The sequence below is a fragment of the Salipiger abyssi genome (genome assembly GCF_001975705.1).
Lineage (GTDB): Bacteria > Pseudomonadota > Alphaproteobacteria > Rhodobacterales > Rhodobacteraceae > Salipiger > Salipiger abyssi.
The window spans coordinates 265,279-280,367 of sequence record NZ_CP015093.1 but is presented as its reverse complement, the minus strand read 5'-3'; the positions used below and the strand labels follow the sequence as shown (position 1 = coordinate 280,367).

Here is a 15,089-nt window from a genome sequence, read left to right as displayed (position 1 = left end):
ACAAAGAGTGGGCCAGGGCAGCGGTTTCGTAAAATTCTTCCGTGTTTTCCGTCTCTTGGTTAACGGCTTGTTGCATCGCCCGGGAAACGCAAACGGGCGGGGCCATCCGACGCCCGCCCGTTGCGCTCTTTCACGCGCCCGGGCTCAGCCCTTGTTCGCGCGGTTTTCGATGAGGTCGTCGACGACGGAGGGATCTGCGAGTGTTGAGGTATCGCCGAGGGCGCCGAAATCGTTTTCGGCGATCTTGCGCAGGATGCGGCGCATGATCTTGCCGGAGCGGGTCTTCGGCAGGCCCGGCGCCCACTGGATCAGATCCGGCGAGGCGATGGGGCCGATCTCGGTGCGCACCCAGGTCCGCAGCTCCTTCTTGAGCTCCTCGGACGGCTCCACCTCGTTCATCAGCGTGATGTAGCAGTAGATGCCCTGGCCCTTGACCGGGTGCGGGTAGCCCACCACCGCGGCCTCGGCCACCTTGGCATGCGCCACCAGCGCCGATTCGACCTCTGCCGTGCCCATGCGGTGGCCCGAGACGTTGATCACGTCATCGACCCGCCCGGTGATCCAGTAATCGCCATCCGCATCCACCCGGCAGCCGTCGCCGGAGAAGTAATAGCCCTTGTATTGCTGGAAATAGGTCTGCTCGAAGCGCTCGTGATCGCCCCAGACCGTGCGCATCTGCCCCGGCCAGCTGTCGGCAATCGCCAGCACGCCCTCGGTCGGGCGGTCCTCGATGATCTCGCCGCTTGTCGGCTCCAGCACCACGGGTTTGACCCCGAAGAACGGCTTCATCGCCGCGCCCGGCTTGGTCGCATGCGCGCCCGGCAGCGGCGTCATCAGGTGGCCGCCGGTCTCTGTCTGCCACCAGGTGTCGACGATCGGGCAGCGGCCCTGACCCACCTTGTCGTTATACCAGTTCCACGCCTCCGGATTGATCGGTTCGCCCACGGTGCCCAGCACCTTGAGCGAGGATAGATCGCAACCGGTTACGAAATCGTCACCCTGGCCCATCAGCGCGCGAATGGCCGTCGGCGCGGTGTAGAACTGATTTACTTTATGTTTTTCACAAACCTGCCAGAACCGGCTGGCATCGGGGTAGGTCGGCACGCCCTCGAACATCAGCGTCGTGGCGCCATTGGCCAAGGGCCCGTAAACAATATAGGAATGCCCGGTCACCCAGCCCACATCGGCGGTGCACCAATAGACGTCGCCCTCGTGGTAATCGAAGCTGATCTCCATCGTCATGGCGGCGTAAACCAAATATCCACCACTTGAGTGCACAACCCCCTTGGGCTTGCCGGTCGAGCCCGAGGTGTAAAGGATAAACAGCGGGTCTTCGGCGTTCATCGGCCGCGGCGGGCAGTCGGGGGCGGCGTGCTCCATGAGGTAGTTGAGGTCGACATCGCGGCCCTGGATCCAGGAGGTCTGGTCGCCGGTATGCTTGACGACGAGGCAGCGCACCTTGTCAGAGCAGTGCAGCAGGGCGGCGTCGGTGTTCGACTTGAGCGCGGTCTTGCGGCCGCCGCGCGGGGCGGTGTCGGCGGTGATGACGATCTTGGCGCCGCAATCGTTGATGCGGTTGGCCAGCGCGTCGGGCGAGAAGCCGGCGAAGACGATGGAATGGATGGCGCCGATGCGCGCGCAGGCCAGCATGGCATAGGCGGCCTCGGGGATCATCGGCAGGTAGATGACGACGCGGTCGCCGCGCATGACGCCCTGGGAGAGCAGGACGTTGGCCATGCGGTTCACCTTGTCGTAGAGCTCGGCATAGGTGATGTGCTGCGCGGGGTCTTCGGGGTTGTCGGGCTCGAAGATGATGGCGGTCTGGTTGGCGCGGGTCTTGAGGTGCCGGTCGATGCAGTTATAGGCGACGTTGAGCACGCCGTCCTCGTACCATTTGATATCGACCTTGCCGAACTCGAAGCAGGTGTTCTTGATCTTGGTCGGTCGCGCCATCCAGTCGAGCCGCTGCGCCTGATCGGCCCAGAACCCGTCCGGATCGCTCAGTGACCGCGCATACATCTCGTCATAACGCGCAGCGTCAACATGCGCCCCGGAAACAAAATCGGAAGACGGCGGGTAGGTGTCGGACATCGGTGGGTTCCTCCTCCACGAAATTCAATGCCCAAGGGAAGCGCGGCGGGCAGGGGATGGCAATAGGCATTTGGTGCAATGTTTCAGCAACCCGCGCATAAATTTTGCACATATTGCACGGTGCCGCGGAGGCGGGGCGCCTCCGCGGCGCGAGCGCTATCAGATCGCCAGATATTCCGCCCGCAGGCTTTCGTTCTCCAGCACCTCGGCGGCGGTGCCGTCAAAGACGATGGCGCCGGTGTCGAGGATGATCGCCCGATCCGCCAGTTGCAGCGCGCGCACCGCATTCTGCTCGACCAGGATGGTGGTCATGCCCTGCGCCTTGATGTGGCGCAGGGTCTTTTCGATCTCGTCCACGATCACCGGCGCCAGCCCCTCATAAGGCTCGTCCAGCAGCAGCACCTTGATGTCGCGGGCAAGCGCCCGGGCGATGGCCAGCATCTGCTGCTCGCCGCCCGAAAGCGTCACCCCCTCCTGCCGGCGACGCTCGCCGAGACGGGGGAAGAGCTCGTAGAGCCGGTCGAGAGACCAGCCGACCGGCGGCGCGATCTGCGCCAGTTGCAGGTTCTCCTCGACCGTGAGGCCGGGGATGATGCGCCGGTCCTCGGGCACCAGACCCAGCCCGTGCGCCGCCGCCTCATGCGAGGCCATCTTGTGCAGCGGCTGGTGATCGAGCCAGATCTCGCCCTTCTGCACCTGTGGCGAGCCGAGCCGTGCGATGGAGCGCAGGGTCGTGGTCTTGCCGGCGCCGTTGCGGCCGAGCAGCGCGACGATCTCGCCCTCGTGCACGTTGAAGGAAATGCCCTGCACGATATAGCTCTCGCCGTAATAGGAATGCATGTCCCAGACGGAGAGGAAGGCCGGCGCGGTCTCGGCCATATTGGCGTTCTTGGAAAAATCCGGTCTGACGTTCATTTCTGTGATCCTCCCGTCCCGGACCTGATCCGGGACCTCATGCGTTGAGGCCCCGGATCAGGTCCGGGGCACGTTGCGCGGGCTCAGGCGTGTTCGCCGAGATAGGCTTCCTGCACCTTGGGGTGGCCCTTGATATTGGCGGGGATGTCCTCGACCAGCGGCGTGCCCTGGGCCAGCACCGTGATCCGGTCGGCGAGCGAGAACACCACATGCATGTCATGCTCGATGATGCACATGGTGATGTCGCGCTTCTCCTTGATCTCCTTCAGCAGGTCGATGGTGTTGTTGGTGTCGGCGCGGGCCATGCCGGCGGTGGGCTCGTCGAGCAGCAGCAGGCGCGGCTCCTGCACCAGGCACATGGCCATCTCCAGCCGCCGCTTGTCGCCGCGCGACATGGAGGCGGAATGCATGTTGCGCTTTTCCAGCATGTTCACATCCGAGAGCATCGCCTCCGCCCGTTCGCGCAGCGTGGCCTCGTTCTCGACCGACTCGATGGCGTGCAGGCGGAAGACCCCGTCGCGCTTGGCGAAGAGCGGGATCATCATGTTCTCCATCACCGTCAGGTCGCCGAAGATCTCCGGCGTCTGGAAGACCCGCGAAATCCCCATCTGGTTGATCTCGAAGGGTTTGCGCCCCAGCACCGACTGCCCGTCGAACATCACCGATCCGGTGTCGGGGATCAGCTTGCCGACCAGGCAGTTGAGCAGCGTCGACTTGCCCGCCCCGTTGGGGCCGATGATGGCGTGCACCGTGTTCTCCTGCACGGAGAGGTTCACCTCGCTCAGCGCCTTCAGCCCGCCGAAGCGCTTGTTCACGTCCTTGACGTCGAGAATGCCCATAATCGCGTCTCCTTATTCGGCGGGGGTGGTGCTGGCGGATTTGGCGTCGTCCTTGGCCGGCTTGCGGCGCAGGCGGCGGGCGATGCGCTGGCCGCCCTCCACCAGCCCGCCGGGCAGGAAAATCACGATCAGCATGAACAGCAGGCCCAGCGTCAGGTGCCAGCCCTTGCCGACGAAGGGGTGGATCAGCGCGACCACCAGATCCTCGAGCCCGTCGGGCAGGAAGGAGACCCAGCCATGCACCACCTGGTCGTTGATCTTGGAGAAGATGTTCTCGAAATACTTGATGAAGCCCGCGCCCAGCACCGGGCCGATCAACGTGCCCGCGCCGCCGAGAATGGTCATCAGCACAACCTCGCCCGATGCCGTCCACTGCATGCGCTCGGCACCGGCCAGCGGATCCATGCAGGCCAGCAGCCCGCCGGCGAGCCCGGCATACATGCCAGAGATCACGAAGGCCGCCAGCGTGTAGGGGCGCGCGTTGAGGCCGGTATAGTAAAGCCGGTTCTGGTTCGACTTGATTGCGCGCAGCATCATGCCGAAGGGCGAGCGGAAGATGCGGATCGCCACGTAGAAGGAGATCAGCATGATGATCGCGGCGACGTAGTAGCCGACCGAGAATTGAAACGCCCAGGGGCCGATATTCAGCGTCTCGAAGCTGCGCATCTCCATCCCGAAGAGGTTGGTCACCGGGATGCCGCCATCGGCGGTGGCCGAGACGCCGAGCACGCGCGGATCGTCCAGCGTGATCTGCAACCCGGTCTCGCCATTGGTGATCGGTGTCAGCACCGAATAGGCGAGGTTGTAGCTCATCTGTGCGAAGGCCAGCGTCAGGATCGAGAAATAGATCCCCGAGCGGCGCAGGCTGACATAGCCGATCACCACCGCGAAGAGGCCCGCGACCACCATCGACAGCAGGATCGCCGGGATCACGTTCATGCTCAGCAGCTTGAACATCCACACCGCCGCATAGGAGCCGACGCCGAGAAAGGCCGCGTGGCCGAAGCTGAGATAGCCGGTGAGGCCGAACAGGATGTTGAAGCCGATGGCGAGGATCCCGAAGATCACGAAACGCTGCATCAGGTCCGGGTAGCCGGCATTGAACTGCGCCAGCCCGCTATCGGTGGGGAAGGGGTTCAGGATGAAGGGTGCGAACAGCGCCAGCACCGCGACGATCAGGAACAGGGTGAAGTCTTTCTTGCCGAGTCCGAACACAGGCTTAGTCCTCCATCACGCCCTTGCGGCCCATGAGGCCCCGCGGACGGGTCAGCAGAATGATGATGGCGACGAGATAGATGATGATCTGGTCGATCCCGGGCAGGATCTGCTTGATCTCATTCATCGAGGCGAAGCTTTCGAGGATTCCCAGAAGGAAGCCGGCGGCGACGGCGCCCGGAAGCGAGCCCATGCCGCCGACGACCACAACAACGAAACTCAGCACCAGGAAATCCATGCCCATGTGGTAGTTGGGCGAGTTGATCGGCGCATACATGACGCCCGCGAGCCCGGCCACGGCGGCGGCCAGCCCGAACATGATGGTAAAGCGCCGGTCGATATTGATGCCCAGCAGCCCTACGGTCTCGCGGTCGGCCATGCCGGCGCGCACCACCATGCCGAAGGTGGTGAATTGCAGGAAGGCAAAGACCGCGCCGATGATCAGCGCCGCGAAGGCGAAATAGACCAGCCGCCAATAGGGGTAGATGATGGCGTTGGGGTCAAAGCCCAGCAGCACGCCGAAATCGAAGGAGCCGGTGAAGGCGTCGGGCGCCGGCGTCGGGATCGGGTTGGCGCCGAAGATCTGCTTGATGATCTCCTGCAACACGATGGCGAGGCCGAAGGTCACCAGGATCTGGTCCGCATGCGGGCGGCGGTAGAAATGCTTGATCAGCCCGCGCTCCATGATCACGCCGACGGCGATCATCACCGGGATCGAGAACAGGATCGCCAGTGGCACCGACCAGTCGATGATGGCGGCGCCGGTCGCCTCGCCGAAGAGATCGTGCATATAGGGCACATCGACCTTCAGCGGGTTGCCGAGGAAATCGGTGCGGGTCTCGTCCACCACCTGATGCGACAGCGTCAGCAGGCGGTTCAGCGTCACCGCGCAGAAGGCGCCGATCATGAAAAGCGCGCCATGGGCGAAGTTCACCACGCCCAGCGTGCCGAAGATGAGGGTAAGCCCCAGCGCGATCAGCGCATAGGCCGAGCCCTTGTCGAGCCCGTTCAGGATTTGAAGGATGATTGCGTCCATGTCCCGGCCTTCAAGGTCAAAGGGAGAGGGTGCGTTCCCGGCTCGGGGGCCGGGAACGCTGGGGATACGACCACGGAAACAAACGGTTGCGGTCGTATGAGCTGCGGAGGTGTCAGGCGCCCGGGTTACAGGCGCCGAGCGAACCGCCCGCGAACATCGGATGATCGGGTGCGTATTCCACCTGGGCGCGCGGCGTGACCTCGACCACTTCGAGCAGGTCGAATTCCGAGGTGGGGTTCTCTTTCCCTTTCACCACGAGCACATCCTTGAAGCACTGGTGATCCTCGGCGCGGTAAAGCGTCGGGCCGTTGCCGAGCCCGTCGAACTCGAACCCGGCCAGCGCCTCGCCCACGGCGCAGGGATCGAAGGAACCGGCGCGCTGCACCGCATCCGCATAGAGCAGCGTCTGCACATAGCAGGTGTGCGCGGCCTGGCTCGGCGGGAAGCCGTATTTGGTGCCGAAGCTCTGCACGAAGGCCTTGGAGCCCTCGTCCTGAAGCGACCAGTGCCAGTTGGTGGAGCCGAAGATGCCCTTGACGTTCTCGCCGGCGCCGCGCGCCATCAGACGCGAGTAGAGCGGCACGACGATCTCGAAATTCTTGCCGTTCACCTGCTTTTCGCGCAGGCCGAACTGCACCGCGTTGGTGAGCGAGTTCACCATGTTGCCGCCGTAATGGTTCAGCACCAGCACATCGGCGCCCGAGTTCAGCACCGGCGCGATATAGGAGGAGAAATCGGTCTGGGCGAGCGGGGTCTTGACCGCGTTCACGGTCTCCCAGCCCAGGGCCTCGGTGGCGGCCTTGATCGATTCCTCCTGGGTCCAGCCCCAGGTGTAATCGGCGGTCAGGTGATAGGCCTTGCGGTCGGCGCCATACATCTTGGCCAGCACCGGCGCCAGCGCGGCACCCGACATGTAAGCATTAAAGAAATGGCGGAAGCCGTTGGCTTTCTTGTCTTTTCCGGTGGTATCGTTGGAGTGGGTGAGGCCGGCCATAAAGATCACGCCCGCCTCCTGGCAGAGCCCCTGCACGGCGATGGCCACGCCCGAGGACGAGCCGCCGGTGATCATGATGGCGCCGTCCTTCTCGATCATCGACTTGGCGGAGGCGCGGGCGGCGTCGGATTTGGTCTGGGTGTCGCCGGTCACATACTCGACCTTCTTGCCGAGGATGCCGCTGCCGTCGAGCGCCTTGGAGCTGAAGGTGTTCAGCATGCCGCCGTCGCCGCCGCCGTTCAGATGCTCGACCGCCAGCTCATAGGCGCGCAGCTCGTCGGCGCCCTCATCGGCATAGGGGCCGGTCTGCGGCACGTTGAACCCGAGCGTCACCGAGCCGCCGGTGGGGGCGTTGGTGAAGGCGCGGGCCGACGAGGCGGTAAAGATCGTCGGCAGCGCGACGCCGGCGCCGGCCACGGCACCCGTTCTCAGCACGCCACGGCGAGTCAGAGTCGTCTTGGACATAAAATCCTCCCATTTTGTAAGCTGCGCGGGCGGGCTCCTCTTCCCTCCGGCGCGAACACGAATTCGTGCAAAGCCAGTATCGGCGAGTGAATGAAAACCACGCAACAATTGCTTTTTGGTAAACAATTTTTTTGTCAACGAATGAACGGTATACTACAGTCTTCTGTAAACTGATTTATGTGGCGCCGCAGAAAGGCGTTGAAAGGACAGGAAAAGCGTCATGGCCCGCGACACGCTGACCGGCTCGCGCATCCGCGAAAGGCGGATCATCTTGGGCATGAAGCAGGCGGAGCTGGCGCGGCGGGCGGATATTTCTGCCTCATATCTTAATCTCATCGAGCACAACCGGCGCAGAATCGGCGGAAAGCTGCTGCTCGATATCGCCGAGATTCTCGGCGTCGAACCCTCCATGCTGACCGAAGGCGCCGAGGCCGCGCTGATCGCGGCGCTGCGCGAGGCGGCGCTGCATGCGCAAAGCAGTGGGGCGGAGCTTGACCGGCTCGACGAATTCGCCGGGCGGTTTCCCGGCTGGGCGCGGCTCCTGGCCGACAGTCGCGCGCGGATCGAGACGCTGGAGCGCTCGGTGGAGGCGCTGACCGACCGGCTGGCGCATGACCCGCATCTGGCCGACGCGCTGCACGAGATGCTCTCGACCGTGACCGCGATCCGCTCTGCCGCCTCGATCCTCGCCGAGCCGGGCGAGATCGACCCGGACTGGCAGCGCCGCTTTCACCGCAACATCTATGAAGACAGCGCCCGGCTTGCCGAGAGCAGCCGCAGCCTCGCCTCCTATCTGGAGGCCGAGGGCAAAGCCGCCGCCGAGAGCGGCACGCCGCAGGAGGAGGTCGAGGCGCTGTTCGAGGCGGCGGATTACCATATCGCGCCGCTCGACGCCGGTGGCTTGCCGGGAGAGGTGGCGCAGGAGCTGGGTGCGGCGCTCTCGCCCACCGCCCGGGCGCTGCTGCGCCGCGCCTTCGAACGCTACGCCGCCGATGCCGCAGCGCTTCCGCTGCCGCAGGTGCTGGAGGCGGTGGTGGTCACCGGCACCGACCCGCTGGCCTTGGCGCGGCGCTTCGGCACCGATCCGGCCCGCGCCATGCGGCGGCTGGCGACGCTGCCGCCGAGCGCGCCCTGCGGCCAGGTCGGGCTGGCGATCTGCGACGCCTCGGGGGTGTTTACCTTCCGCAAGCCGCTGCCGGATTTCCCGATCCCGCGCTTTGGCGCCGACTGCCCGCTCTGGCCGCTCTTCGCGGCGCTCTCGCGTCCGATGTCGGTGCTGAGCCGGGTGCTGCACTCCGCCGGGCGGCAAAGTGGCGCGGTCACCGCCATCGCCTTTGCCCAGCCGGCAGGCCCGCCAGAGATCAACCGCGAGCCGGTTTTCGAGGCGCATATGATGATCGCGCCCGCGCGGGCGCGCACGGAGGAACGTCCCGAAGAGGTCGGCGTGACCTGCCGGATCTGCCCGCGCGCGCCCTGTCCGGCGCGGCGTGAGCCCTCGCTGCTGGGCGAGCCGGGCTTTTGATCTTTTGACACCCGGCGTCACATTGGCGATAAGTTTTTTACAGGGGAGGAAAACCACGGTTCTCCGGGCCGCACGGTCCGGGGCCGGGGGCAAGGGGGCGTGATGTTAAAACGTGTGATGCTGATCGAGGATGAGCCGAACATCATCGAGGCGATCAGCTTCATCCTGTCGCGCGAGGGGCTGGCGGTGGACACCCATTCCGACGGCACCACCGCGAATGAAAAGCTGCGGGCCTGCCGGCCCGATCTGCTGATCCTCGATGTGATGCTTCCGGGCAAGAGCGGCTACGATATCCTGCGCGAACTGCGCGAGGATGCGGATACCGCCGAACTGCCGGTGCTGATGCTCACCGCGCGCGGCCAGTCGCGTGATCGCGAAATGGCCGAGCGCGCGGGCGTGTCGGCCTTCATGACCAAACCCTTCTCGAATGCCGAGATGCTGGCGACGGTGCGCACGCTGGTCGCCGGAGGCGCATGAGCGAGGCCGGGCCTCCGCGCCGGGGCAAGCCCCCGGTCTTTCTGGAGCGGCAATCCTATCGCCGCCGCCGGGTGATCGACACGGCACGGGTGCTGCCCTTTATCGGCATGCTGCTCTGGCTGGTGCCGCTGCTCTGGGCCGAGGAGGGCGCGGCGGCGGTGCGTTCCTCCAGCGCCATCCTCTATCTCTTCGGGGTCTGGGCGCTGCTGGTGCTGGGCGCGGTGGTGCTGTCCTCGCGGCTGGCGGCGCAGGGGCGCTATGGCGCCGAGCCCGGCGGTGAGGGCGGATGACGATGCTCAACACGCTGGTCGCCGTGTGCAGCGCCTATGCGCTCTTTCTCTTCGTCGTGGCCTTTGCCGCCGAACGCGCGGCGCTGCGCGGCCAGGCGACATGGCTGCGCTCGCCCATGGTCTACACGCTGTCGCTGTCGATCTACTGCACCGCCTGGACCTTTTACGGCGCCGTCGGCTCGGCGGTGCGCTCCGGGTTCGAATACCTGACGATCTATCTCGGCCCGTCGCTGGTGCTGGTCGGCTGGTGGTGGATCCTGCGCAAGCTGGTGCGCATCGGACGCAGCCAGCGCATCACCTCGGTGGCCGACCTGATCTCGTCGCGCTACGGCAAATCCAACCTGCTGGCGGTGGGGGTGACGATCCTCGCCGTGGTCGGCACCACGCCCTATATCGCGCTGCAACTGCAATCGGTGACGCTGAGCTTCGAGGTGTTCGGCGTCGGCGATCTCGCCACCGGCGAGGAGAAGGGCCACACCGCGCTCTGGGTGGCGGCGGGGCTGGCGCTTTTCACGGTGATCTTCGGCACCCGCAATCTGGATGCGAACGAACGCCATAACGGCGTTGTCATGGCCATCGCGCTGGAAGCCATCGTCAAGCTCGCGGCGCTGCTGGCGGTGGGGGTCTTCGTGGTCTGGGGCCTGTCGGGCGGGGTCTCGGGCGCGCTCGACAAGATCGACGCCTCGCCGCTGGGGCATTGGGAGATCGACGGCGGGCGCTGGGCGGGGCTGATGATGCTCTCGGCCGCCGCTTTCCTCTGCCTGCCGCGGATCTTTCAGGTGCTGGTGGTGGAGAATGACAACGAGACCCATCTGCGCACCGCGAGCTGGGCCTTTCCGCTCTATCTGGGGCTGATGAGCCTGTTTGTCGTGCCCATCGCCGTGGTCGGGCTGGAGATGCTGCCCGAGGGCTCGAACCCGGATCTCTTCGTGCTGACCGTGCCGCTGAGCCAGGGCCGTGACGGGCTGGCGGTGCTGTCCTTCCTCGGCGGGTTCAGCTCGGCCACCTCGATGGTGATCGTGGCGGCCATCGCGCTCTCGACCATGGTGTCGAACCATGTGGTGATGCCGCTCTGGCTGCGCTTTGCCGGGGGCGGCGCCAAGGTCTCGGGCGATGTGCGCCATGTGGTGCTGCTGGCGCGGCGGCTGTCGATCATCGGCGTGGTGATGCTGGGCTATCTCTATTACCGGCTCTCGGGCGGCGGCGCGGCGCTGGCCTCCATCGGGCTGGTGAGCTTTGCCGGCGTCGCGCAGGTGCTGCCGGCGATGCTGGGCGGGATCTTCTGGCGCGGTGCCTCGCGGCTGGGCGCGCTGACCGGGCTGACGCTGGGTTTCGGCTGTTGGGGTTACACGCTGTTCCTGCCGAGCTTCGGCCCCGGCGCGGTGCTGCCCGAGGTCTGGCTGCTCGACGGCGCGTTCGGCCTGCACTGGCTGCGCCCGCACGCGCTCTTTGGCATCGAGGGCATGGACCCGCTGCTGCACGCGGTGTTCTGGTCGCTGGCACTCAATACCGGCGGCTTCGTCCTCGCCTCGCTCGCCAGCTTTCCGCAGCCGCTGGAGCGCTTGCAGGGCGCGCAGTTCGTGAATGTCTTCGAGCATTCCACCGGCCCGCGCAGCTGGGCCGGGCGGGTGGCGCCGACCGAAGACCTCATGGTCATGGCGCAGCGCATCCTCGGCGCCCGCGATGCCCGGCTGCTCTTCGAGCGCGAGGCGCAGCGCCAGGGGCTGCGCGGCGGGCTGCCGGCGCCGACACCGGATTTCCTCGAAACGCTGGAGCGCGAGCTGGCGGGCTCGGTCGGCGCGGCCACGGCGCATGCCATGGTCGGTCAGATCGTCGGCGGTGCCTCGGTCTCGGTCGAGGATCTGATGGCGGTGGCCGACGAGACCGCGCAGATGATGGAATACTCCGCCCGGCTGGAGGCGCAGAGCCAGGAGCTCGCCCGCACCGCTGCGCAGCTGCGCGAGGCCAATGCCAAGCTGACCCGGCTTTCGGTGCAGAAAGATGCCTTCCTGAGCCAGATCAGCCACGAGCTGCGCACGCCGATGACCTCGATCCGCGCGTTTTCCGAGATCCTGCGCGACACCACGGGCCTCAGCGCGCCGGAGCAGAGCAAATACGCCTCGATCATCCATGACGAGGCGATCCGGCTGACCCGGCTGCTCGACGATCTGCTGGATCTCTCGGTGCTGGAGAACGGGCAGGTGAACCTCAACCTGCGCGAGGGGCTGCTGTCGGAGGTGCTCGACCGGGCGGTTGCGGCGGCGGCGGCGGACGAGCACGGCGCGCGGCTGCGCATCGACCGCGACCCGGCGGCGGAGCGGATCTGGCTCAACACCGATCTCGACCGGCTGAGCCAGGTGTTCATCAACCTCGTGGCCAATGCCCGCAAATATTGCGACGCGGCGCAGCCGGCGCTGGATATCCGCGTGCGCACCGGCGAGGAGGTGGTGATCGACTTCATCGACAACGGCACCGGGATCTCCTCCGAGGCGCAGGATGTGATCTTTGAGAAATTCAGCCGGGTGAGCGACCAGAAGGCCGGCGGTGCCGGGCTGGGGCTGGCGATCTGCCGGCAGATCATGACGCGGCTGGGCGGCGAGATCGCCTATCTGCCGGGGCAGGGCGGCGGCGCCTTCCGCGTGATCCTGCCCGCCGATATCGCCATGGCGGCGCAGTAACCGGGGCAGAGGGGAAATCCCGGCCCCTTAAAGCGCTTGGTAACCAAATCCCGCCATACAGGGTCGGGAGTCAGCCGGAGAACAGGCCAAGCAGGTGATGGGAGAAACCGTCAGACAGGATGACGTTCTGGGCCAGAAGGCCAGCGCCGCCCGCCGCGTATTCGAGGCGCGGGGGATGTCGCCGGCCAAGGCCCTGCGCCGGGCGCTGTCGCGCGCGGCCGACGTGCTGTGGGATCTGGCGCTGGTCACCCATGGCGTCGGCCAGGAGATGGCCGATCAGGACGGCGTGGTCGAGATGCTGCCCGCCAACACCCTGCTGCTGCTGCTCGACGGCCCCGAGGGCGCGCTGGGCCTCGCCATGATCGACCGCGAGGTGATGACCGGGCTGATCGAGGTGCAGACGCTGTTGCAGGTCACCCAGATGCCGGTCGAGGATCGCCCGCTCACCCAGACCGACGCGGCCATGGTGGCGCCTCTGATCGACGCGACGATGGAGCGGCTGGCGCGCTATCTCGACGGCCACCCGCTGCAACCGCAATTCGAGGGTTATCGCTACGGCGCGATGATCGAGGATGCTCGCGCCGCTGGGCTGCTGCTGGACGCGGCGGGCTATCGCAGCTTTCGCGTCTCGGTGGATCTGGCGCTGGGCCGCCGCCGCGGCGAGCTGCTGCTGGTGCTGCCCGACCGCCCGCATGCGGGCGAGGCGGCGCCCGATGCGGAGGGTGGCGATGATGCGCCCGGCCCGCATGAGCGCAAGATGAAGCTGCTGCCGGTGCAGATGGATGCGGTGCTCTGCCGTCTCAGCTTGCCGCTCGGCGCGGCGCAGCGGCTGAAGCCCGGCGATCTGATCCCGCTGCCGCCGGAGGCGCTCGACGGCGTGTCCTTTGTCGCGGGCTCCGGCGCGGCGGTGGCGGGCGGGCGTCTGGGGCAGATGAACGGCATGCGCGCGGTGCGGCTGGCCTGGCCCGAGGGCACGCCGCAGGGTGCTGCCCCGCCGGTGATGGAAGAGCATGACCCGGCGCCGGAACCGCGCGCGCCGCAATTGCCGATGGAGGAGGAGCCTGCGCCCATGCCGGATCTCGAACCGGAGGAGATGGCCGGCGATCTGCCCGATCTGCCGCCGATGGAGTTCGACACAGGCGATTTCAGTTTCGATGCGGAACCGGCAGAGGCCGGCGAGGACGAGGCGGAGGAGGGCGGCGATTTCGATTTCGACTTCGCCGCCGCCCCGCTCGATATCGAGGAGTCCTGAGTCTCAGCCCTTCTGCGCGGCCAGCGCGTCGAGCGTCGGGCGCAGCCCGTCGAGCTGATAGCCCGCCTTGGTCGCGGCGCTAAGGATCGCGTCGGTCTCCATCTTGCCGGCCTGGCCCATGGCCCAGACGATGGAGCTGCGCGTGCCGGAGCGGCAATAGGCAAATACCGGCCCCTCCGCCGCCTCGATCAGCGCCGCCTGCTGCGCCACCTGGTCGAGCGTCAGCGTGTCGTTGGTCACCGGGATGTGGACAAAGTCCATCCCGGCGGCGCGCACCGCCGATTCGAGCGCCGCCGCCTGATGCGAGGGTGGCACCTCGTCATCGGGACGGTTGCAGATTACAAGGGAAATGCCCGCCTCAGCGAGGGCGGGCACCTCTTCCACCGCAATTTGCGGGGAGACGAAATAGCCGGGGGTGAGTTCGATCAATGCCATGGCGGCAAGATCACTCGGCAGGCACCATTTTGTCCAGACGTGTCCGCAGGAAAGGTGCCAGCACCATGCCTGTCAGCATCGCCGCGACGAAAATATAGATCCCCGTACCGCCATAGCTGAGCGAGGCGATGGACGGGCCCGGGCAGATCCCGGCCAGCCCCCAGCCCGCGCCGAACAGCACCGAGCCGATGATCAGCTTGCGGTCGATCCGGCTCGACGGGGCCGGCGGCAGCGGCGTGCCCAGCACCGAGGCGCTGCGTTTCCCGGCGATGGCCCAGGCGATGAACATCGGGATCATCGCGCCGCCCATGACGAAGGCCAGCGTCGGATCCCAGGCGCCGAACACGTCGAGCCAGCCCTGCACCTTGCTGGTGTCGGTCATGCCCGAGACAAACAGCCCCGCGCCAAAGAACCCACCGGCGATGAATGCGAAAATCAGCCGTTGCATGTCAGATCACCCCCAGGAGATGGCGGAAGATGACGACGCCGACGCCGCCCGCGAGGATATAGCAGACCGTCGCCACGATGCCGCGCACCGAGAGCCGCGAGATGCCGCAGACGCCGTGCCCCGAGGTGCAGCCATTGGCGATGCGGGTGCCCACGCCCACCAGCAGCCCGGCGGCGACCAGCACCGCGACATTGTCGGTGATATGCGGATCCACCTCGCGATAGACCGGGAAGAGCAGGATCGGCAGCAGCACGACGCCTGCCAGAAACACCAGCTTTTCCCATTTCGTATTGCCCGCCGAGCCGTCCACCAGCGAGCCGATGATGCCGGAGGCGCCCATGATCCGCCCGTTGAAAAGCAAATAAAAAGCCCCTCCGGTGCCGATCAGCAAGCCGCCGATCAGGCCCCAGATCCAGTCCTGTTCCATTGTTC

At 66.2% G+C, this 15,089-nt stretch carries 14 protein-coding genes; 5 read left to right on the top strand and 9 right to left on the bottom strand.

Annotation, left to right across the window (positions count from 1 at the left end):
- Positions 1–144: 144 nt before the first annotated feature.
- The 6 genes from acs to Ga0080574_RS04920 form a co-directional block, all read right to left on the bottom strand.
- Entirely contained in the window at positions 145–2,091 is a 1,947-nt protein-coding gene (gene acs, locus Ga0080574_RS04945; RefSeq protein WP_076695687.1) for an acetate--CoA ligase, read from the bottom strand.
- Between the two features lie 159 nt (positions 2,092–2,250).
- A complete protein-coding gene (locus Ga0080574_RS04940) occupies positions 2,251–3,006 on the bottom strand; it encodes an ABC transporter ATP-binding protein (RefSeq protein WP_076695685.1) in 756 nt (251 codons plus the stop codon).
- Positions 3,007–3,089: 83 nt separating this feature from the next.
- A complete protein-coding gene (locus tag Ga0080574_RS04935) occupies positions 3,090–3,845 on the bottom strand; it encodes an ABC transporter ATP-binding protein (protein WP_076695683.1) in 756 nt (251 codons plus the stop codon).
- A gap of 12 nt (positions 3,846–3,857) precedes the next feature.
- Positions 3,858–5,060, bottom strand: a complete 1,203-nt coding sequence (locus Ga0080574_RS04930) for a branched-chain amino acid ABC transporter permease (RefSeq protein WP_076695681.1) — start codon at positions 5,058–5,060, stop codon at positions 3,858–3,860.
- Between the two features lie 4 nt (positions 5,061–5,064).
- Entirely contained in the window at positions 5,065–6,096 is a 1,032-nt protein-coding gene (locus Ga0080574_RS04925) for a branched-chain amino acid ABC transporter permease (protein ID WP_076695679.1), read from the bottom strand.
- A gap of 112 nt (positions 6,097–6,208) precedes the next feature.
- Complete coding sequence (locus Ga0080574_RS04920) at positions 6,209–7,555, bottom strand: substrate-binding protein (RefSeq protein ID WP_076695677.1); 1,347 nt, start codon at positions 7,553–7,555, stop codon at positions 6,209–6,211.
- 220 nt (positions 7,556–7,775) lie between these two features.
- Here Ga0080574_RS04920 and Ga0080574_RS04915 point away from each other — a divergent pair, with 220 nt between their 5' ends.
- From Ga0080574_RS04915 to Ga0080574_RS04895, 5 genes are all read left to right on the top strand, one after another.
- Entirely contained in the window at positions 7,776–9,077 is a 1,302-nt protein-coding gene (locus Ga0080574_RS04915; RefSeq protein ID WP_076695675.1) for a helix-turn-helix domain-containing protein, read from the top strand.
- 102 nt (positions 9,078–9,179) lie between these two features.
- Positions 9,180–9,554, top strand: coding sequence for a response regulator transcription factor (locus Ga0080574_RS04910; RefSeq protein ID WP_076695673.1), 375 nt, complete (start codon positions 9,180–9,182; stop codon positions 9,552–9,554).
- Positions 9,551–9,844, top strand: a complete 294-nt coding sequence (locus tag Ga0080574_RS04905; protein ID WP_076695671.1) for a hypothetical protein — start codon at positions 9,551–9,553, stop codon at positions 9,842–9,844. Before Ga0080574_RS04910 ends, Ga0080574_RS04905 begins: the two co-directional genes overlap by 4 nt.
- Entirely contained in the window at positions 9,841–12,522 is a 2,682-nt protein-coding gene (locus Ga0080574_RS04900) for an ATP-binding protein (RefSeq protein ID WP_076695669.1), read from the top strand. Before Ga0080574_RS04905 ends, Ga0080574_RS04900 begins: the two co-directional genes overlap by 4 nt.
- Positions 12,523–12,619: 97 nt before the next feature.
- Complete coding sequence (locus tag Ga0080574_RS04895) at positions 12,620–13,774, top strand: FliM/FliN family flagellar motor switch protein (RefSeq protein WP_076695667.1); 1,155 nt, start codon at positions 12,620–12,622, stop codon at positions 13,772–13,774.
- A 3-nt stretch (positions 13,775–13,777) separates the two neighbouring features.
- Here Ga0080574_RS04895 and Ga0080574_RS04890 read toward each other — a convergent pair whose 3' ends face one another.
- From Ga0080574_RS04890 to Ga0080574_RS04880, 3 genes are read right to left on the bottom strand one after another with little or no spacing between them, the layout of a single operon-like run.
- Positions 13,778–14,209 carry a protein tyrosine phosphatase family protein gene (locus Ga0080574_RS04890; protein WP_076695665.1) on the bottom strand — a complete coding sequence of 144 codons (432 nt, stop codon included), beginning with the start codon at positions 14,207–14,209 and terminating at the stop codon, positions 13,778–13,780.
- 10 nt (positions 14,210–14,219) lie between these two features.
- Positions 14,220–14,657, bottom strand: a complete 438-nt coding sequence (locus tag Ga0080574_RS04885; RefSeq protein ID WP_076695663.1) for a DUF6691 family protein — start codon at positions 14,655–14,657, stop codon at positions 14,220–14,222.
- A gap of 1 nt (position 14,658) precedes the next feature.
- Positions 14,659–15,084: a YeeE/YedE family protein gene (locus tag Ga0080574_RS04880; protein ID WP_076695661.1), complete on the bottom strand. Its 426-nt coding sequence runs from the start codon at positions 15,082–15,084 to the stop codon at positions 14,659–14,661.
- Positions 15,085–15,089: the final 5 nt, after the last annotated feature.

What these genes read in the sequence shown, in the direction of transcription:
- acs (WP_076695687.1), bottom strand. Translation starts at nt 2,091, where the DNA reads ATGTCCGACACCTACCCGCCGTCTTCCGATTTTGTTTCCGGGGCGCAT.
- Ga0080574_RS04940 (WP_076695685.1), bottom strand. Translation starts at nt 3,006, where the DNA reads ATGAACGTCAGACCGGATTTTTCCAAGAACGCCAATATGGCCGAGACC.
- Ga0080574_RS04935 (WP_076695683.1), bottom strand. Translation starts at nt 3,845, where the DNA reads ATGGGCATTCTCGACGTCAAGGACGTGAACAAGCGCTTCGGCGGGCTG.
- Ga0080574_RS04925 (WP_076695679.1), bottom strand. Translation starts at nt 6,096, where the DNA reads ATGGACGCAATCATCCTTCAAATCCTGAACGGGCTCGACAAGGGCTCG.
- Ga0080574_RS04920 (WP_076695677.1), bottom strand. Translation starts at nt 7,555, where the DNA reads ATGTCCAAGACGACTCTGACTCGCCGTGGCGTGCTGAGAACGGGTGCC.
- Ga0080574_RS04915 (WP_076695675.1), top strand. Translation starts at nt 7,776, where the DNA reads ATGGCCCGCGACACGCTGACCGGCTCGCGCATCCGCGAAAGGCGGATC.
- Ga0080574_RS04910 (WP_076695673.1), top strand. Translation starts at nt 9,180, where the DNA reads ATGTTAAAACGTGTGATGCTGATCGAGGATGAGCCGAACATCATCGAG.
- Ga0080574_RS04905 (WP_076695671.1), top strand. Translation starts at nt 9,551, where the DNA reads ATGAGCGAGGCCGGGCCTCCGCGCCGGGGCAAGCCCCCGGTCTTTCTG.
- Ga0080574_RS04900 (WP_076695669.1), top strand. Translation starts at nt 9,841, where the DNA reads ATGACGATGCTCAACACGCTGGTCGCCGTGTGCAGCGCCTATGCGCTC.
- Ga0080574_RS04895 (WP_076695667.1), top strand. Translation starts at nt 12,620, where the DNA reads ATGGGAGAAACCGTCAGACAGGATGACGTTCTGGGCCAGAAGGCCAGC.
- Ga0080574_RS04890 (WP_076695665.1), bottom strand. Translation starts at nt 14,209, where the DNA reads ATGGCATTGATCGAACTCACCCCCGGCTATTTCGTCTCCCCGCAAATT.
- Ga0080574_RS04885 (WP_076695663.1), bottom strand. Translation starts at nt 14,657, where the DNA reads ATGCAACGGCTGATTTTCGCATTCATCGCCGGTGGGTTCTTTGGCGCG.
- Ga0080574_RS04880 (WP_076695661.1), bottom strand. Translation starts at nt 15,084, where the DNA reads ATGGAACAGGACTGGATCTGGGGCCTGATCGGCGGCTTGCTGATCGGC.